This is a genomic window from Pseudomonas sp. BJa5, from assembly GCF_030272875.2.
In the GTDB taxonomy this organism is placed as follows: domain Bacteria; phylum Pseudomonadota; class Gammaproteobacteria; order Pseudomonadales; family Pseudomonadaceae; genus Aquipseudomonas.
Window position 1 is genome coordinate 79,025 of the sequence record NZ_JALRNG020000017.1, and the last position, 15,472, is coordinate 94,496.

General features: G+C 64.3%; 17 protein-coding genes. 10 read left to right on the top strand and 7 right to left on the bottom strand.

What is annotated here, in order from left to right:
* Positions 1-53 precede the first annotated feature (53 nt).
* Both M2D63_RS12230 and M2D63_RS12235 read left to right on the top strand, forming a co-directional pair.
* Positions 54-497 carry a DoxX family protein gene (locus M2D63_RS12230; RefSeq protein WP_285863179.1) on the top strand — a complete coding sequence of 148 codons (444 nt, stop codon included), beginning with the start codon at positions 54-56 and terminating at the stop codon, positions 495-497.
* Between the two features lie 259 nt (positions 498-756).
* Complete coding sequence (locus M2D63_RS12235; RefSeq protein WP_285863180.1) at positions 757-1,065, top strand: hypothetical protein; 309 nt, start codon at positions 757-759, stop codon at positions 1,063-1,065.
* Positions 1,066-1,073: 8 nt separating this feature from the next.
* Here M2D63_RS12235 and M2D63_RS12240 read toward each other — a convergent pair whose 3' ends face one another.
* The gene (locus M2D63_RS12240; RefSeq protein WP_285863181.1) at positions 1,074-2,291 is read right to left on the bottom strand and encodes a DUF3422 domain-containing protein; all 1,218 of its coding nucleotides are present in this window, start codon (positions 2,289-2,291) and stop codon (positions 1,074-1,076) included.
* A 202-nt stretch (positions 2,292-2,493) separates the two neighbouring features.
* On the opposite strand from M2D63_RS12240, the gene greB reads away from it, so the two are divergent.
* A complete protein-coding gene (gene greB, locus M2D63_RS12245) occupies positions 2,494-2,967 on the top strand; it encodes a transcription elongation factor GreB (RefSeq protein ID WP_285863182.1) in 474 nt (157 codons plus the stop codon).
* Between the two features lie 74 nt (positions 2,968-3,041).
* Here the strand turns inward: greB and M2D63_RS12250 are convergent, their stop codons facing one another.
* The 3 genes from M2D63_RS12250 to M2D63_RS12260 form a co-directional block, all read right to left on the bottom strand.
* Positions 3,042-3,656, bottom strand: a complete 615-nt coding sequence (locus M2D63_RS12250; RefSeq protein ID WP_285863183.1) for a hypothetical protein — start codon at positions 3,654-3,656, stop codon at positions 3,042-3,044.
* Between the two features lie 154 nt (positions 3,657-3,810).
* Positions 3,811-6,321 (bottom strand): ABC transporter permease, encoded by a 2,511-nt coding sequence (locus tag M2D63_RS12255; protein WP_285863184.1) that lies wholly within the window; start codon positions 6,319-6,321, stop codon positions 3,811-3,813.
* The gene (locus tag M2D63_RS12260) at positions 6,321-7,004 is read right to left on the bottom strand and encodes an ABC transporter ATP-binding protein (protein WP_285863185.1); all 684 of its coding nucleotides are present in this window, start codon (positions 7,002-7,004) and stop codon (positions 6,321-6,323) included. Before M2D63_RS12260 ends, M2D63_RS12255 begins: the two co-directional genes overlap by 1 nt.
* 10 nt (positions 7,005-7,014) lie before the next feature.
* On the opposite strand from M2D63_RS12260, the gene M2D63_RS12265 reads away from it, so the two are divergent.
* The 3 genes from M2D63_RS12265 to M2D63_RS12275 all read left to right on the top strand — a co-directional run bounded on the left by M2D63_RS12265 (position 7,015) and on the right by M2D63_RS12275 (position 9,050).
* Positions 7,015-7,620: an arylesterase gene (locus M2D63_RS12265; RefSeq protein ID WP_285863186.1), complete on the top strand. Its 606-nt coding sequence runs from the start codon at positions 7,015-7,017 to the stop codon at positions 7,618-7,620.
* A gap of 56 nt (positions 7,621-7,676) precedes the next feature.
* Entirely contained in the window at positions 7,677-7,970 is a 294-nt protein-coding gene (locus M2D63_RS12270) for a hypothetical protein (RefSeq protein ID WP_285863187.1), read from the top strand.
* Positions 7,971-8,078: 108 nt separating this feature from the next.
* A complete protein-coding gene (locus tag M2D63_RS12275) occupies positions 8,079-9,050 on the top strand; it encodes a L,D-transpeptidase family protein (RefSeq protein ID WP_285863188.1) in 972 nt (323 codons plus the stop codon).
* Between the two features lie 876 nt (positions 9,051-9,926).
* Here M2D63_RS12275 and oprI read toward each other — a convergent pair.
* Entirely contained in the window at positions 9,927-10,178 is a 252-nt protein-coding gene (gene oprI / locus M2D63_RS12280; RefSeq protein WP_003259780.1) for an outer membrane lipoprotei OprI, read from the bottom strand.
* Between the two features lie 508 nt (positions 10,179-10,686).
* On the opposite strand from oprI, the gene M2D63_RS12285 reads away from it, so the two are divergent.
* Positions 10,687-10,968, top strand: coding sequence for a GNAT family N-acetyltransferase (locus tag M2D63_RS12285; protein ID WP_028941432.1), 282 nt, complete (start codon positions 10,687-10,689; stop codon positions 10,966-10,968).
* A 130-nt stretch (positions 10,969-11,098) separates the two neighbouring features.
* Here M2D63_RS12285 and M2D63_RS12290 read toward each other — a convergent pair whose 3' ends face one another.
* Entirely contained in the window at positions 11,099-12,175 is a 1,077-nt protein-coding gene (locus M2D63_RS12290) for a 3-deoxy-7-phosphoheptulonate synthase (RefSeq protein WP_285863189.1), read from the bottom strand.
* A 147-nt stretch (positions 12,176-12,322) separates the two neighbouring features.
* On the bottom strand, positions 12,323-12,769 hold the full coding sequence (locus M2D63_RS12295) for a PilZ domain-containing protein (RefSeq protein WP_285863190.1): 447 nt from the start codon (positions 12,767-12,769) through the stop codon (positions 12,323-12,325).
* Positions 12,770-12,886: 117 nt separating this feature from the next.
* Between M2D63_RS12295 and M2D63_RS12300 the strand changes: the two genes are divergently transcribed.
* The 3 genes from M2D63_RS12300 (at position 12,887) to M2D63_RS12310 (ending at position 15,456) form a co-directional block, all read left to right on the top strand.
* Positions 12,887-13,846 carry a putative 2-dehydropantoate 2-reductase gene (locus tag M2D63_RS12300; protein WP_285863191.1) on the top strand — a complete coding sequence of 320 codons (960 nt, stop codon included), beginning with the start codon at positions 12,887-12,889 and terminating at the stop codon, positions 13,844-13,846.
* A 110-nt stretch (positions 13,847-13,956) separates the two neighbouring features.
* The gene (locus M2D63_RS12305; protein WP_285863192.1) at positions 13,957-14,865 is read left to right on the top strand and encodes a 5'-nucleotidase; all 909 of its coding nucleotides are present in this window, start codon (positions 13,957-13,959) and stop codon (positions 14,863-14,865) included.
* A 93-nt stretch (positions 14,866-14,958) separates the two neighbouring features.
* Positions 14,959-15,456, top strand: coding sequence for a universal stress protein (locus tag M2D63_RS12310; protein WP_285863193.1), 498 nt, complete (start codon positions 14,959-14,961; stop codon positions 15,454-15,456).
* The last annotated feature ends 16 nt before the right edge of the window (positions 15,457-15,472 follow it).

The window sequence follows — 15,472 nt, forward strand, 5'->3', positions numbered from 1 at the left end:
GATTTGATTAATATGGCGCCCAACACCTCCTCACACACGTTTAAGGAAGCCTCATGAACACTACCCTCAACGCCGTTTTCGCCAGCCGTGCCAGCTGGGGCCTGAGTGTCATCCGTATTATCGTCGGGATCATTTTCATGGCCCACGGCGCGCAGAAGCTCTTCGGTCTGTTTGGCGGTGGCGGCCTGGCCGGCACGGCGCAGTTCATGGAGAGCCTGGGGCTAGCGCCGGGGTTGTTGATGGCGTTGCTGTCGGGCGGTGCCGAGTTCTTCGGTGGCCTGGCGCTGGTGGTCGGCCTGCTGGTGCGGCCGGCGGCGTTGGCGTTGACCGTGACCTTGATCGTGGCGATTTTCTCGGCGCATATCGGTAACGGGTTGTTCATGGCCAACAATGGTTATGAGTTTGCCCTGGCGTTGCTGGGCGGCACCGTGGCGCTGATGATCGAAGGGGCGGGGCGCTTGTCGCTGGATGGCCTGTTGGTCCGCGCCAAGGCGTAGCGGCTGTGGGAGTGGGCTTGCCCCGCGATAAGCTGCAATCGCGGGGCAAGCCCGCTCCCACAGGAATGCGGCTTTTTTGTATCCCGGTATGTTGACAGTCAGCCCGCGGCTTCTCTAGGATGCTGGCTAGCGCCGATTTAAACAGCTACTTGCGGGGCGCAGGGACGCCCCATGGGTTTCGCCAAATACCGCTAAAACGCTGGTTCGGTGACGCCTCCCACCGCAGCCCAGCGGGATTTGCGAGGCGGAGAATCTCTCCATGAGTTGTCCACGTACCAGTGTCTGCCTGACTCCCCTGCCTGCCAGCCAGGCCACCCGCGTACCGCGCGTTCTGCTCGGCGGTAGCCACCAACCTACGCTCCTGCGCTTTCTCGATGGCTGGCCTCGCCGCAAGGGCCGCGCGACTGCCTTCCTGATCCAGTTCGCCGCCACCGGCGATTCCCTCGGCCAGTACCCCAGCGACCGCTTCGACCTCGCCGTGATCCAGTCACCCGGCGCCGAGGATGCCGCCGAGGTGATCGGCCACCTGACCCGGGTTGCCCGGCAAGGCCTGATCACCCGCGGTTGATCCTGGGCTCAATGCTCCTTGGCCTTCCTGATGCGCAACAGCACCACCACCAGGATCAGGATGGCCAGTGGTGCCAGGGTCAGCAGCCCGTCCCGTTCTGAAAGCGGCGCGCCGAGGGTGTGCATGCCGGCGTAGACCAGTTTGAACAGGCTCAGCAGGTAGTAGGTGATGGCAATGATCGACAGGCCTTCCACCGCCCGCTGGATCTTGATCTGCGATTCGGCACGAGCGTTGAGGCTGCGCAGGATCTCGGCGTTCTGTTCCTCCATCTCCACCTGTACCCGTGCCTGCAGCAGATCGCCCAGGTTGGCAACGCTTTCGGCCAGGTGTTCGAGGCGCTGCTCGGTGGCGGCGCAGTAGCGCACGGTGGGCTTGAAGCGACGTTCGATGAACACGCCCAGGCGCTGGCAATCGGCGACATGGCTTTCGCGCAATTCGCCCAGGCGCTCGAACACCAGCTGCGCATAGGCCTGGGTGGCGCTGAAGCGGTGGCGAGATTTCACCGAGCTGCCGACCACCTGCCGTGACAGTTGCGCGATATCTTCGAGCAGCGCCTTGGCGTTGCCGCCGTCGCTGGCCACGTTGCGTTCCGACAGGCTGACCAGGGTGCGGTCATAGGCATCGAGCTGGCGGCTCAAGGTCTTGGCAGTGTCCAACGCCAGCGAGGCCATCATCCGGTAGGTCTCGATCTCCAGCAGGCGGCGGATCATACGGCCCTGGCGATAGGCATTGAGGCGACGGTTGATGAACACGAAGCGGCTGCTGCCGTCCTCGGTCAGACGAAAATCGCTCCAGACCACGGCGTCGCCACCGCCGACGCAGGAGCCGCACGGGTCCTTGAAACCATAACGTTCAAGGTCGAGCCCGGCTTCTTCGCGAACGATCACCTGCACCGCGTTGATCACCTGCTGCTGGCATGGCTCCACGGCCTGGGCCAGTACCTGGGGCAAGGTGGTCCAGGTCAGTTCGCTGTTGTCGGCGGGCAGCACCAGGGTAAGGGTGAAGAACTCGGCATGGCGTTCCCATTTGAACGGGTAACCGTCGAGCTGGGTGATGCCCTGGGCGGCTTCAGGGTCGAAGACGCCCGGGCAGCAGCGCTGCAGCAAGGCTTCGCAATCAGCGCCCGTGCCGAGAAACGCCAGGTGGAAAACATGGGCCGGCTCGTCGAAGTACAGCGACGGGCGGGCGTGCAATTCGTTGTGCAGCGCTTTACGTAGGGCATGCATGGGGACGGGCCGTATTCTTGTGGTTGTCTGCGGTTCCAGGTGCCGTGGGGGCACTCTCATGGGACTGGCCCGGGCCTGTGGGAGTCACGCGGGCCCGGGTCGGGTTTGCACTATTTGTATTGCCTGGCTGGCACAAGTTGCCCGGTCTGAGGCACAGTGGCCGCTGGATTCGCCGGTTGCCGGTTATCAAGCGAGAACACTGTTGAGCACCAAGATCATTACACGCGAAGGCTGCGATGCCTTGAAAGAGGAGCTGGACCACCTGTGGCGGGTCAAGCGCCCCGATATCACCCAGAAGGTGACTTGGGCGGCCTCCCTGGGTGATCGCAGCGAGAACGCCGATTACCAGTACAACAAGAAGTTGCTGCGGGAAATCGATCGGCGGGTGCGCTACCTGCGCAAGCGTCTTGAAGACATGCGTGTGGTCGACTATTCGCCGGAGCAGGAAGGTCGGGTGTTTTTCGGCGCCTGGGTCGAGATCGAAAACGAAGATGGTGAGATCAAGCGCTTTCGCATCGTCGGTTACGATGAGATCTACGGGCGCATGGACTACATCTCCATCGATTCGCCCATGGCCCGCGCGTTGCTGAAGAAAGAGGTGGGGGACGAGGTCATCGTGCAGACCCCGTCCGGCGAAATGTGCTGGTGGGTCAATGCCATCGACTACGTGAAATGATTGGGGGCTGAGCCCCGAAAGTGGGGGGAGAGGGGCAGGAGAATTGCCTGCCCCGGAACGTTTCGGCCTACGGCTCAGCGTAGTCCGCCCTTGTCATCTCCCGGTTGTGCGTGTACGCCGCGATCGTCGCCCGGCTCGCCGGCGGCATGAACACCGCGATCGTCACCTGGTTCACCGGCGGCATGAACACCGCGATCGTCGCCTGGTTCACCGGCGGCATGAACACCGCGATCGTCGCCTGGTTCACCGGCGGCATGAACACCGCGATCGTCGCCCGGTTCGCCTGCAGCATGAACACCGTGATCGTCACCAGGCTCGGCGTGAGTGCCCGAGCGGCCGGAAGACGAATTGCCGGCGCTGTGCCCGGAATGCCCGTCACCATGGTCACCACCGCTATGGCCGCTGCCACCGCTACCACTGCCGCCGTGTCCGCCACCGCCGCCATGACCACCGCCTCCACCACCGTGGCCACCGCCTCCACCACTGCCACCATGTCCACCACCACCGCCGTGTCCGCCGCCACCCCCTCCGTGTCCACCACCACCGCCGCCCCCTCCATGCCCGCCACCGCCACCACCATCCTTGGCATAAGCGCTGGAAGAGCCGAACCAGGTATCGGGTATCAACACCGTGGATGTCGTCAGAATGGCGCCGATGGACAATGCCATTAAAGACTTCGTAATGCTCATGCGAACCTCCGTCGTGGCGCTTGGGTTTGGTCTTGCGAGGAGGACCAAAGCAAAGCGTGAGCCAACAATCATGGACGCCACGGGGGCATTGATCGTGGTGACGGGGTCATTTCTGACGAAAGGCACGGGCCGATTGGCGCGGACGAAGGTGCGATCAGCACTCGCGCAGCACCTGCAAAGGGCTGGCATTGAGCGCCCGGCGGGTGCCGTAGACACCCGCACCACCGACCAGCAGGGCGCCGACGAGCGGTAGCAGCAGCAGCCAGGGGTGCGGGCTCCAGTGCAGGTCGAAGGCGTAGCGGTACAGCAGCAGGGTGATCAGCTCGCAACCGATGGCGGCGAGCAGGCCGCTGGCCGCCCCTAGCAGACCGAACTCGATGCGTCGGGCCTTGGTCAGCAGGCCGCGCCCGGCGCCCAGGGCGCGCAGCAGGGCGCCCTGGCGAATGCGTTCGTCGAGGGTGGCCTGCAAGCCGGCGAACAACACCGCCAGGCCTGCCGCCAGCACGAACAACAACACATACTCCACCGCCAGGGTGACCTGGGCGAGGATGCTGCGCAGCTGTTCCAGCAAGGCATCGACCTGCAGGATGGTCACCGCCGGGAACGCCCGCGACAGTGCCACCACTTGCTGGTCGTGGCCGGGGGCGAGGAAGAAACTGGTCAGGTAGGTGGTGGGCAGGTCCTTGAGGGTGCCGGGTTGGAAGATCATGTAGAAATTGGGCTGGAAACTGTCCCAGTTGACCGTACGCAGGCTGCTCACCAAGGCCTGGCGTTGCTGGCCGCCGATACTGAAGGTGAGCCGGTCGCCGAGCTTGAGTTTGAGGCTCTGGGCCAGCTCGGCCTCGACGGAAACGCCGGGTAGGTGGTTGTCATCAGATGGGGCGGTTTGCCACCACTGGCCATCGCTCAAGGCATTGCCCGCCGGCAGGTCGGCGGCCCAGGTCAGGCTGAGGTCGCGCTGCACGGCGCGATCGCCGGTGGATTCCTTGCTGACGATCTGCTGCACCGCCTGGCCGTTGATTTCGGTCAGGCGGCCGGGGATCACCGGGTACAGCGGCGCGGCCTCGGCGGAGAACTCGTTGAGGCGCTGGGCGAAGGTGTTCTTGTCGTCGGGCAGGATGTTCAGGGCGAAATAGTTGGGGGCATCCTTGGGCAGCTGGTTCTGCCAGGTGTCGAGCAGTTCGGCACGCAACAGGGCGATCAGCGCCATGGCCAGCAGGATCAGGCCGAAGGCCAGGGACTGCCCGGCCGCCGCCAGGGGGTGACGCAGCAACTGGCCCAGGCCCAGGCGCCAGGCCAGTGGCGCGCCGGCGAGCAGGCGCCGCAGGCTGCGCAGGCCGAGCAACAGCAGCCCGCCGAGCAGCACGGCGGCGACCAGGCCGCCGCCCAGCAGGGCGAAGGTCAGCAGCAGGTCCAGGCTCAGGCGCCACATGATCAGCCCCAGGGCCAGCAGCGCGGCGCCATATACCAGCCAGCTGCTGGCGGGCACCGGCAGCAGGTCGCGGCGCAACACCCGCAGCGGTGGCACCCGGCCCAGGGCCGCCAGCGGCGGCAGGGCGAAGCCGGCCAGGGCCACCAGGCCGGTGGCGATGCCGGCCAGGGCTGGTGCCAGGCCGCCGGGAGGAATCTGCGCCGGCATCAGGCCCTGCAACAGCTTGAACAGCCCCAGTTGCGCCAGCCAGCCGAGCAGGGCGCCGCCCAGGGCGGCGAGGCTGCCGAGGATCGCCAGTTGCAGGCAGAACAGGCTCAGGGCCTGGTGCCGCGACAGGCCCAGGCAGCGCAACAGCGCGCTGGCATCGAAACGGCGGCTGGCAAAGCGGCTGGCCGACAGGGCCACGGCGACACCGGCCAGCAATACCGCGACCAGGCTGGCCATGTTCAGGTAACGCTCGGCCTTGCCCAGGGCGCCGCCGATCTGCTGGTTGCCGTCGCGCGCGTCCTGCAGGCGCTGGTTCGGTGCCAGGGTCGCGGTGACGCTGTCCTGGTAGCGGGCCAGGGCCTGGGGTTCGCCACGCCAGAGGTCGCGGTAACTGACCCGGCTGCCGGGCTGCACCACGCCGGTGGCCTCGAGGTCGGCAAGGTTGATCAGCACCCGTGGGGTGAGGCTATAGAAGTTGCCGGCACGGTCCGGCTCGTAGGTCAGCACCCGGCTCATGCGCAGGGTCTTCATGCCGACGTCGATGCTGTCGCCGATCTTCAGCTCCAGGGCCGCCAGCAGGCGCGGTTCGACCCAGGCTTCACCCGGTGCCGGACCGCCGCCGCTGGTTTCACTGGCATGCGGCTCGGCAGCGCTGCGCAGTTCTCCGCGCAGGGGATAGGCCGCATCGGCAGCCTTGATGCTCGACAGCTGAATACCATTGTCGGTGGCGATCACGCTGGAAAATTCCACCACCTGGGCATGGGCAAGGCCGGCAGCCTTGCCACTGGCGATCTGTTCGGGCGTGGCCTGGGAGCTGCCACGCAGCACCAGGTCGGCGCCGAGGAACTCAGTGGCACGCAACATCATCGCGCCATTGAGGCGAGCACCGAAGTAGCCGATGGCGGTGCTGGCCGCCACCGCCACCAGCAGGGCGAAGAACAGCACGCGCAGTTCGCCGGCACGGGCGTCGCGCAGCAACTGGCGCAGGGCCAGGACCAGCAGGCGGACAAACGGCAGGCGGGCCATCAGGCCTCCAGCGGCGCGACCAGGTGGCCGGCGTCCAGGCGAATCAGGCGACGGCAGCGCTGGGCCAGGCGTTCGTCATGGGTGACCAGCACCAGGGTGGTGCCGCGTTCCTTGTTCAGTTCGAACAACAGGTCGCTGATGCGCTCGCCGGTATGGCTGTCGAGGTTGCCGGTGGGTTCGTCGGCGAACAGCACCGCAGGCTCGGCGGCGAAGGCCCGGGCAATGGCTACCCGTTGCTGCTCGCCGCCGGACAGCTGGCGCGGCGAGTGGCTCAGGCGCTGGCCCAGGCCGACCCGCTCGAGCAGGCTGCGGGCGTGTTCGCGGGCGTCGCGGCGACCGTCCAGCTCCAGCGGCAGCATGACGTTCTCCAGGGCGTTGAGGCTGTCCAGCAGCTGGAACGACTGGAACACGAAGCCGACGTGCTCGGCGCGCACCCGGGCGCGCTGGTCTTCATCCAGCGGCCCGAGGTCGTGGCCGGCCAGGGTCACGGAGCCGGCACTGGGCAGGTCGAGGCCGGCCAGCAGGCCGAGCAGGGTCGACTTGCCCGAGCCCGAGGCGCCGACAATGGCCAGGCTGTCGCCCTGTTTCAATTCCAGCGACAGCGCGTGCAGGATGGTCAGGTCGCCTTCCGCGCTGGGGACCACTTTGCTAAGGTTGCGCGCAGTGAGAATGCTGGGGCCCATGGAGAATCCGATGCGAGTATGGTTGTTGAGTGCAGGCCTGGCCTTGATGTGCATGACCCAGGGCGCAGCCGCAGGTACCGTGCTGGTTGTCGGCGATAGTATCAGTGCCGCTTTCGGCCTGGATACCCGCCAGGGCTGGGTTGCGTTGCTGGAACAACGCCTGGAAAGCGAGGGTTTCGACGCCAGGGTGGTCAACGCCTCGATCAGTGGCGATACCAGCGCCGGAGGCCAGGCGCGGCTGCCGGCGCTGCTTGCAGAGCACAAGCCGGAGCTGGTGGTGCTGGAGCTGGGCGGCAATGACGGCCTGCGTGGGCAGTCGCCAAAGCAATTGCAACAAAATCTTGCCTCGATGATCGACCGCTCCCGCGAGGCCGGGGCCAAGGTGCTGTTGCTGGGCATGCGCTTGCCGCCCAACTACGGCAAGCGTTACACCGACGCCTTCGCAAAGGTCTATGCCGACCTGCAGACCGAGAAGCAGGTGGCGCTGGTGCCGTTTTTCCTCGAAGGGGTGGGTGGCGTGCCCGAGCTGATGCAGGCCGATGGCATCCATCCGGGGCAGGGCGCCCAGCAAAGGTTGCTGGAAAATGCCTGGCCGCAACTAAAACCGCTGCTTTGACGCTTTTATAGTGACCGGCTTTCGGCTAATGTTGCGCCCCCGATTTGGAGCCCCCGATGCCGCGTCCCGCCTGGTCCCTGTATGCCTATCAATTGATCGAGCCTGACGAACAGCTTGACCTGTTCGCCTGCCAGGAGATCCGCGTCCATCTGGTGGCCCGCCAGCTCGAACTGGGTGGCTCGGCCGACCGCACCCTGTGTGGCACCTTGCTGCCGGCGCAGCCGCGCTGGTCGATGGTTGAACGCGGTATCTACCGCGACCGCCGCCTGTGCGCGCTGTGCCGGGCCATTCTCGACGCCCAGCGCCGTGGCACCCGGCCAGTGTGGCCGGAGCTGCAACTGGCGACATAGCCTTTCATCCCCTGTAACGCCTTCGCTGGTCCGGATCACTCCCGATTGTGCTGGTATCGGTGTACAATCGTCTTCTTGACCTCACTGAATTAGCGAAGGATTTCCCGGATGTTGCCGCGCTTTCCCGCCGTCACCCGTTGCCTGTCCCTGGCCGCCCTGCTGGCGGCAGGGCCTGCTGCTGCGCTGGAGTTTCCCCTGCCACCGCCTGGTGAAGACGTCATTGGCCAGGTCCAGGTGATCAAGGCCAAGTACGAAGATACCTTCGCCGATATCGGCACCGCCAACGACCTGGGCTACCTGGAAATGATCGCCGCCAACCCCGGCGTCGACCCTTGGCTGCCCGGCGCCGGCACCGAGATCATCCTGCCGACCCGCTTCATCCTGCCGCCGGGTCCGCGCGAAGGCATTGTCATCAACCTGGCCGAGTACCGCATGTACTACTACCCGAAAGGGCAGAACGTGGTGCACACCTACCCGCTGGGCATCGGCCGTGAAGGCTGGGGTTCGCCGATCGCCAACACCAAGGTCACGGCCAAGACGCCGAACCCGACCTGGACGCCACCGGCCTCGATCCGCAAGGAACACGCCGCAGACGGCGACATCCTGCCCGCCGTGGTACCGGCAGGGCCGGACAACCCGCTGGGGCCGTTCAAGTTCACCCTGGGCGTGCCGGGCTACCTGATCCACGGCTCGAACAAGAAGTTCGGCATCGGCATGCGCACCAGCCACGGCTGCTTCCGCATGTTCAACAACAACGTGCTGGAGCTGGCCAAGATGGCTCCGGTCGGTGTCTCGGTGCGCATCATCAACGAGCCGTACAAGTTCGGTCTCAGCGCCGGCAAGGTCTACCTGGAGGCGCACACGCCGCTCAACGACAAGGGCGATCCGTCGGTGGTCGACAAGCACACCGCGGTAATCAACGCCATGCTCAAGCGCGAAGACCTGGCCAACAACATGCGCATGAACTGGGACATGGTGCGTGATGTGATCGCCGCCGAAGACGGCATGCCGGTGGAAATCGCTGTGCCTGTCACAGCCCAGCAGCCGATGGTCTCGAGCGTACCGCTGGACCTGCAGTAACCCCTGCACTGCTGCACCCGAGGCCTGCCATTGTGCAGGCCTCGTCGTTTCTGGCGGTTACCTTTCCCGGGGCAATAGCTCTTCGCGCAATCCAGGGGGCTATGAACCTAGGGTTTGGGTGTTGAGATTGCGCGCTTATCCATTCGGTGTAGCGACGCTGCTGGCCCCTTCCGCCCTTACGGCGGGTCCCTTTTGTCTTGGCAAAAGGAACCAAAACCGCTCGCTCCTGCATCCGGCCCTACGCTGCGCTTCGGGTCCCCTCGCTACGGTGTCTTCCCGGGGCTTCGCGGCCTACGACTTGCTTCGCCAAGTCTACGGCTCGCGACTTCGGCTACGCCGAAGGGTGCTGCGCACCTGCCCCTTCCAGACACCTACGCTCGGCCTCCTGAAGTCGCGAAGTTACGGGTGGCGCCTGCACGGGCGCATCTTCGAAATCAGAATTTGGCGCAGCCTGGCTGACGTCATCGCGGGGCAAGCCCGCTCCTACCCTTGCTCCTCATGCGCGTTGTTACAGGCGCCGCAGAACGCGACTTCAGGAGGCTGAGCGGAGGTGCCTGTAGGGGCCGTGCGCAGCACCTTCGGCGTCAGCCGAAGAACGCGAGCCGTAGACTTGGCGAAGCAAGTCGTAGGCCGCGTGGCCCCGGAGGGCGCCGTAGCGAGGGGACCCGGAGCGCAGCGCAGGGCCGGATGCAGGAGCAAGCGGTTTTGCCTACTTTTCCCAAGAGAAAAGTAGGCCGCCGTAAAGGCGGAAGGGGTCGGCAGCGTCGCCGCATTGAACGGATAAGCGCATGGCCTCAACACCCAAGGTCTGTGAAGGGGCAATAAAAAAGCCGACCCACAAGTGGGTCGGCTCCAAATAAAAATCCCGAGGGATAATTACTTGCGGCTAGCTTTGTCCAGCATACGCAGAGCGCGCTCGTTAGCTTCGTCGGCGGTCTGTTGAGCTTTTTGAGCTGCAGCCAGAGCGTCGTCAGCTTTGCGGTAGGCTTCGTCAGCGCGAGCTTGTGCACGAGCAGCTGCGTCTTCGGTAGCGGTCAGGCGAGCTTCGGTTTCTTTCGATACGCTGCTGCAACCGGTAGCCAGAACTGCGGCCAGAGCCAGAGCAGAAAATTTCAGAACGTTGTTCATCGTGTTCCCCTTCAAGGACTTTCTATTAAATAGCCATCTCTCAAGAAAGAGAAACTGGCCGGCGTACATAGTACCCATTACTTGTAGTAAGTAAACTGACAGAGCGCAAGAACTGCAAAAAAATGCGCTTGCGCTGGATTCGCCACCGAGGTTTCAGGGAAACCCTGAGGGCGTTTCCTGTACGGGCCTGAATTAGTGTAGCAAACTTGTTTTTTGTTGAACTAATAGTGACTTGAAGTGTCGTCTGGCGTCATAGCACTAGAACATCCGGTGACAGATCTGGCCTGCGCCCGGCACCTGGTTCGCACGCTGCAAGTGCGCGAATTTTTGCGACCAGTCGCCTTGAGTATCCGGGCCAGGGGCGCCTACTATTTGTACGTGCTCAATGGCCAGAGAACGCCCCTGCAATTCTTGCTGTCCAAACGGGCACGGGGTGGCGTAGAGGTTCCTTCGCCGGACAAACATCGGTAAGGTAGGGGTCTGATGATAAGACCCGCGAGGAGTAGTGATGAGCGAGGCGTTGTCCATCCACCATGACCAGGCCGGTCACCAATTCGAGACCAGTGTGGACGGTCATCGTGCTTACCTGACCTACATGGACCTGGGTAAGCAGACCCTGGATATCTACCGCACCTTTGTTCCCAATGCGTTGCGGGGCCGGGGTATTGCCGCGGCGCTGACCGAGAAGGCGCTGCAGTACGCAGAAGACATGGGCTACACCGTGATTCCGTCATGCTCGTACGTGGAACGTTACATGGAGCGCCAGCAGCGGCACTCCACCAAGGCCTGAGAATCGCGAAGGGCAAGCAGTACTTCACTGTAATTCGCCAGACAATTGTGGGAGCGGGCTTGACCCGCGATTGCGTTGTGTCATTGACATCGCATCGCGGGGCAAGCCCGCTCCCACTTTCGTTCGCCCGTCAGGCGCGGTTGCGGTTGGGCAACACGTCCTTGAGCTTGGCGTGCATGCTGCGCAGGGTCTTCTCGGTGGCTTCCCAGTCGATGCAGGCGTCGGTGATCGATACACCGTACTGCAGGTCGTCAAGGTTCTTCGGAATGGCCTGGCAGCCCCAGTTCAGGTGGCTTTCGACCATCAGGCCGATGATCGACTGGTTGCCTTCGAGGATCTGGTTGGCGACGTTCTCCATCACCAGCGGTTGCAGGGCCGGGTCCTTGTTGGAGTTGGCGTGGCTGCAGTCGACCATGATGTTCGGCTTGATCTTCGCCTTGACCAGGGCCTGTTCGCACAGGGCGACGCTGACCGAGTCATAGTTGGGCTTGCCGTTGCCGCCACGCAGCACCACGTGGCCGTAGGCGTTGCCCTTGGTGGTGACGATGGACACGCCACCTTCCTGGTTGATACCCAGGAAGCGGTGCGGGCTGGAGACCGACTGCAGGGCGTTGATCGCAACCGTCAGGCCACCGTCGGTGCCATTCTTGAAGCCTACCGCCGACGACAGGCCCGAGGCCATTTCGCGGTGGGTCTGGGATTCGGTGGTGCGGGCGCCGATGGCCGACCAGCTGATCAGGTCCTGCAGGTACTGCGGGGAAATCGGGTCGAGGGCTTCAGTGGCGGTGGGCAGGCCCATTTCTGCCAGGTCCAGCAGCAGCTGGCGACCAATGTGCAGGCCGTCCTGGATCTTGAACGAGTCGTCCAGGTACGGGTCGTTGATCAGGCCTTTCCAGCCGACCGTGGTGCGCGGCTTCTCGAAGTACACGCGCATGACCAGGTACAGGGTGTCGGACACTTCGGCGGCCAGGGCCTTGAGGCGCTGGGCATATTCATGGGCGGCCTTGATGTCGTGGATCGAGCAGGGGCCGATCACCACGAACAGGCGGTGGTCCTTGCCGTCGAGGATATTGCGAACCACTTCGCGGCCCGCAGTCACGGTCTTGAGCGCGGTAGCGCTCAGGGGAATTTCCTTCTTGAGCTGATCAGGGGTGATCAAGGTCTCGTTGGAGGCAACGTTAAGGTCATCGATCGGTAAATCAGCCATCGTGTTACTCGTCAGGTCACGGGTGCCGGCCGCCAGCGATCCCCGTGCGGCGGAGCAGCAAGATTGTACGCAGCGGGGAGCAGAACCTTAGCGCGTTACACCGTGGCTCGACAATGGGCAGAGCCCGCAGGGACGGGGTTTTTGTCGTTAAACGAGGATCTGGCGGGTATGGCTGGCCTCAAGGCTGGCTTCGGAGAACTCACCGGCGTGCAGGCTGACCCACTGCTGGGCGAGCGCCTCGAGGTCGGTAGGGGTGCTGTCGCCGAGTGCCTGCTGCTGATACAGGTGCTGGATCTGGCACACCTGTTCGCTCATTCGCGCGCCAAACAGCGCCTGCTCGTCGATGAAGGCGATGCCGACCCGGTAGCCGTCCTGCTGCTTCTGGCACCAGGCCACGTAACCGGGGTAACGTGCGCTGTCGCCCAGGGAGGGGATGATCATTTCCACGGCCATGCCACGGCGATAGGCGCGCGGATGGTTGCAGGCGATACCGCCCAGGCTGATAGTGTGCAGGCGCTGGCGAAACAGGCTGGGCGACGGGCGCAGGGCCAGTTCGACCGGTACATCGTCCGGGTGAGGCAGAAAGCCACGCATGTTCGACTCCGTGTCGTTTTTTTGACCTTGTTCGCCTCAGTATAGTGAAGCTGGATAAAGCGTTTGATTTGCGTGAAAAATAATTGAATAAAAAGTGAACAATAAGAGGAGGGCGGGATGAACACGAGCAAGCCGCGTATCGGCATCATCGGCACCGGCGCCATCGGCGGCTTTTACGGCCTGATGCTGGCCAGGGCCGGGTTCGATGTGCACTTTCTCCTGCGCAGCGAGTTCGATGCGGTCAATGCCCAGGGCTTGCGGATCGACAGTGCGTTGCATGGCACCCTGCAGATGCCGGTGCAGGCCTATGCCGATGCCGCCGACATGCCGACCTGCGACTGGTTGCTGGTAGGTGCCAAGACCACCAGCAATGCGGCGCTTGCGCCGTTGATCGCCAGGGTCGCTGCCGCTGATGGCAAGGTCGTGTTGTTGCAGAACGGCCTGGGTGTGGAAGAGCAATTGCGCCCCTTGCTGCCTGACAACCTGCACCTGCTGGGCGGCCTGTGCTTCATCTGTGTCAACCGCGAGGCGCCGGGGGTGATCCGCCACCAGGCGCTGGGGGCGGTGAACCTGGGCTATCACAGCGGTCCGGCGCTGGATGCAACGGCGCGCCAGGCAATTGCCGAGGCCGGGGCCGAGCTGTTCCGCGCGGCCGGTATCGACTCCCAGGCCATGGCCAACCTGGACCATGCGCGCTGGCAGAAACTGGTGTGGAACGTGCCATACAACGGTCTATCGGTGCTGCTCAAGGCCAGCACCACGCCGCTGATGGCCGACCCGGACAGCCGTGAACTGATCCAGGCGCTGATGGCCGAGGTGGTGCAAGGGGCGAATGCCTGTGGCCATGAGTTGCCCCAGGGCTATGCTGAGCATCTGTTCGCGGTCACCGAAAAGATGCCGGACTACTGGCCGAGCATGTACCACGACTTTGCCCATCGCCGGCCGCTGGAGCTGGAAGTGATCTATGCCGAGCCCCTGGCCCGGGCGCGCGAGGCCGGATGCAGCTTGCCGCGTATCGAGGCGCTGTACCGGGCCTTGGGGTTTATCGACCGGAGTAACCTGAAACAGGTGCAGTAACCGCTGCCGCCAGGTGGGAGCGGGCTTGCCCCGCGATGGCAGTGTGTCAGTCATATCGCATCGCGGGACAAGCCCGCTCCTACCGTCCAATACGTGAGGCCCGTATTCACATGAGCAAGAACCTGGGCGACAAGCTGGTCGTCGCCATCTCCTCCCGGGCGCTGTTCGACCTCAGCGAGAGCCATCGGATCTACCTGGCGCAAGGGGTCGAAGCCTATCGCCAGTACCAGATCGAGCACGAGGACGAAGTGCTCGATCCTGGAGATACCTTCGCGCTGGTGCAGAAGCTTCTGGGTCTCAATGCCCACCTCGGCCAGCCCCGGGTCGAGGTGGTGCTGGTTTCGCGCAACAGTGCCGACACCGGCCTGCGGGTGTTCAACTCCATCGAGCAGCACGGGCTGGGTATCTACCGCGCCGCCTTTGTCGGTGGGCGCAGCCCTTATCCGTACCTGGCGGCCTTCGGTTGCCACCTGTTCCTGTCCACCGATGCCGATGACGTGCGCAGTGCCCTGGATGCCGGCTTCGCCGCCGCGACCATCCTCTCCGGCGGGGCGCGGCGCGAGGCCAGCGATGAGTTGCGGATCGCCTTCGACGGTGATGCGGTGCTGTTTTCCGATGCATCCGAGCGGGTCTACCAGTCGGGCGGGCTCGAAGCCTTCCAGGCCAGCGAGCGCCTGTCGGCGCGCGAGCCACTGCACGGCGGCCCGTTCAAGCCGTTCCTGGCTGCGCTCAACCAGTTGCAGAAAGAGTTTCCAGGCGGCGCCTGCCCGATCCGCACGGCCCTGGTCACGGCACGTTCGGCGCCGGCCCACGAGCGGGTGATCCGCACCTTGCGCGAGTGGGACGTGCGCCTGGATGAGTCGCTGTTCCTTGGCGGCCTGGACAAGTCGGCGTTCCTCGAAGCCTTCGCCGCCGACGTGTTTTTCGACGACCAGGTCGGTCATTGCGAGCGGGCGCGCAGTGTGGTCGCCACGGGCCATGTGCCCCATGGCATCAGCAACGAGCCGGCCCCGGGCTAGGCAGCCGGTGCCGGGCGCCGGACGGAACCGCGCATCACCTGCACGCTGCTAAGCTGAAGCTTGCGCTGCCCAGGCGGCAGTCAAGGAGGTCGAATGATCCGCTCCATGCTCTATGCCACCGACCTCGGTGTGTATGCGCCTTATGTCATGCAGCACGCGCTGGCCCTGGCGCGCACCTTCGGTGCGGAGCTTTATGTGATTCATGCCGTCGAGCCCATGGGGCAGTTCGCCGAGTCGCTGCTGCAAAGCTATCTGGATGAGCAGACCCTGGACCAGTTGCACAGCCAGGGGGTCAACACGGTCATGGCCAATATCGAGCAACGGGTCCTGGAAAACTTTCGTGACGAATTGGGTGAGGAGGCGGACCTTGCCCTGATCAAGGCGGTGCGCGTGCGCCAGGGCGACCCGGCCCAGGTGATTCTGGAACAGGCCCAGCGCCTGAGTGTCGACCTGCTGATCTTCGGCAGCCACAGCCAGGGGGCGGGCGTGGATATTCCCATCGGCCGCACGGCAGTGCGCCTGCTGCAACTGTCGCCGGTGCCGGTGTACATGGTGCCGCTGGCCCAACACCTGGGGCGTAGGAGGGCCTGAGTGAGCGATGTGGGGG

Excerpts from the sequence above, each read along its gene's own strand:
- M2D63_RS12295 (WP_285863190.1), bottom strand. The coding sequence starts at position 12,769 with ATGCGTGGCTTTCTGCCTCACCCGGACGATGTACCGGTCGAACTGGCC.
- M2D63_RS12270 (WP_285863187.1), top strand. The coding sequence starts at position 7,677 with ATGCCGCGTCCCGCCTGGTCCCTGTATGCCTATCAATTGATCGAGCCT.
- M2D63_RS12230 (WP_285863179.1), top strand. The coding sequence starts at position 54 with ATGAACACTACCCTCAACGCCGTTTTCGCCAGCCGTGCCAGCTGGGGC.
- M2D63_RS12285 (WP_028941432.1), top strand. The coding sequence starts at position 10,687 with ATGAGCGAGGCGTTGTCCATCCACCATGACCAGGCCGGTCACCAATTC.
- M2D63_RS12300 (WP_285863191.1), top strand. The coding sequence starts at position 12,887 with ATGAACACGAGCAAGCCGCGTATCGGCATCATCGGCACCGGCGCCATC.
- M2D63_RS12260 (WP_285863185.1), bottom strand. The coding sequence starts at position 7,004 with ATGGGCCCCAGCATTCTCACTGCGCGCAACCTTAGCAAAGTGGTCCCC.
- M2D63_RS12290 (WP_285863189.1), bottom strand. The coding sequence starts at position 12,175 with ATGGCTGATTTACCGATCGATGACCTTAACGTTGCCTCCAACGAGACC.
- M2D63_RS12305 (WP_285863192.1), top strand. The coding sequence starts at position 13,957 with ATGAGCAAGAACCTGGGCGACAAGCTGGTCGTCGCCATCTCCTCCCGG.
- M2D63_RS12235 (WP_285863180.1), top strand. The coding sequence starts at position 757 with ATGAGTTGTCCACGTACCAGTGTCTGCCTGACTCCCCTGCCTGCCAGC.
- oprI (WP_003259780.1), bottom strand. The coding sequence starts at position 10,178 with ATGAACAACGTTCTGAAATTTTCTGCTCTGGCTCTGGCCGCAGTTCTG.
- M2D63_RS12240 (WP_285863181.1), bottom strand. The coding sequence starts at position 2,291 with ATGCATGCCCTACGTAAAGCGCTGCACAACGAATTGCACGCCCGCCCG.
- M2D63_RS12275 (WP_285863188.1), top strand. The coding sequence starts at position 8,079 with ATGTTGCCGCGCTTTCCCGCCGTCACCCGTTGCCTGTCCCTGGCCGCC.
- M2D63_RS12310 (WP_285863193.1), top strand. The coding sequence starts at position 14,959 with ATGATCCGCTCCATGCTCTATGCCACCGACCTCGGTGTGTATGCGCCT.
- M2D63_RS12255 (WP_285863184.1), bottom strand. The coding sequence starts at position 6,321 with ATGGCCCGCCTGCCGTTTGTCCGCCTGCTGGTCCTGGCCCTGCGCCAG.
- M2D63_RS12265 (WP_285863186.1), top strand. The coding sequence starts at position 7,015 with ATGCGAGTATGGTTGTTGAGTGCAGGCCTGGCCTTGATGTGCATGACC.
- M2D63_RS12250 (WP_285863183.1), bottom strand. The coding sequence starts at position 3,656 with ATGAGCATTACGAAGTCTTTAATGGCATTGTCCATCGGCGCCATTCTG.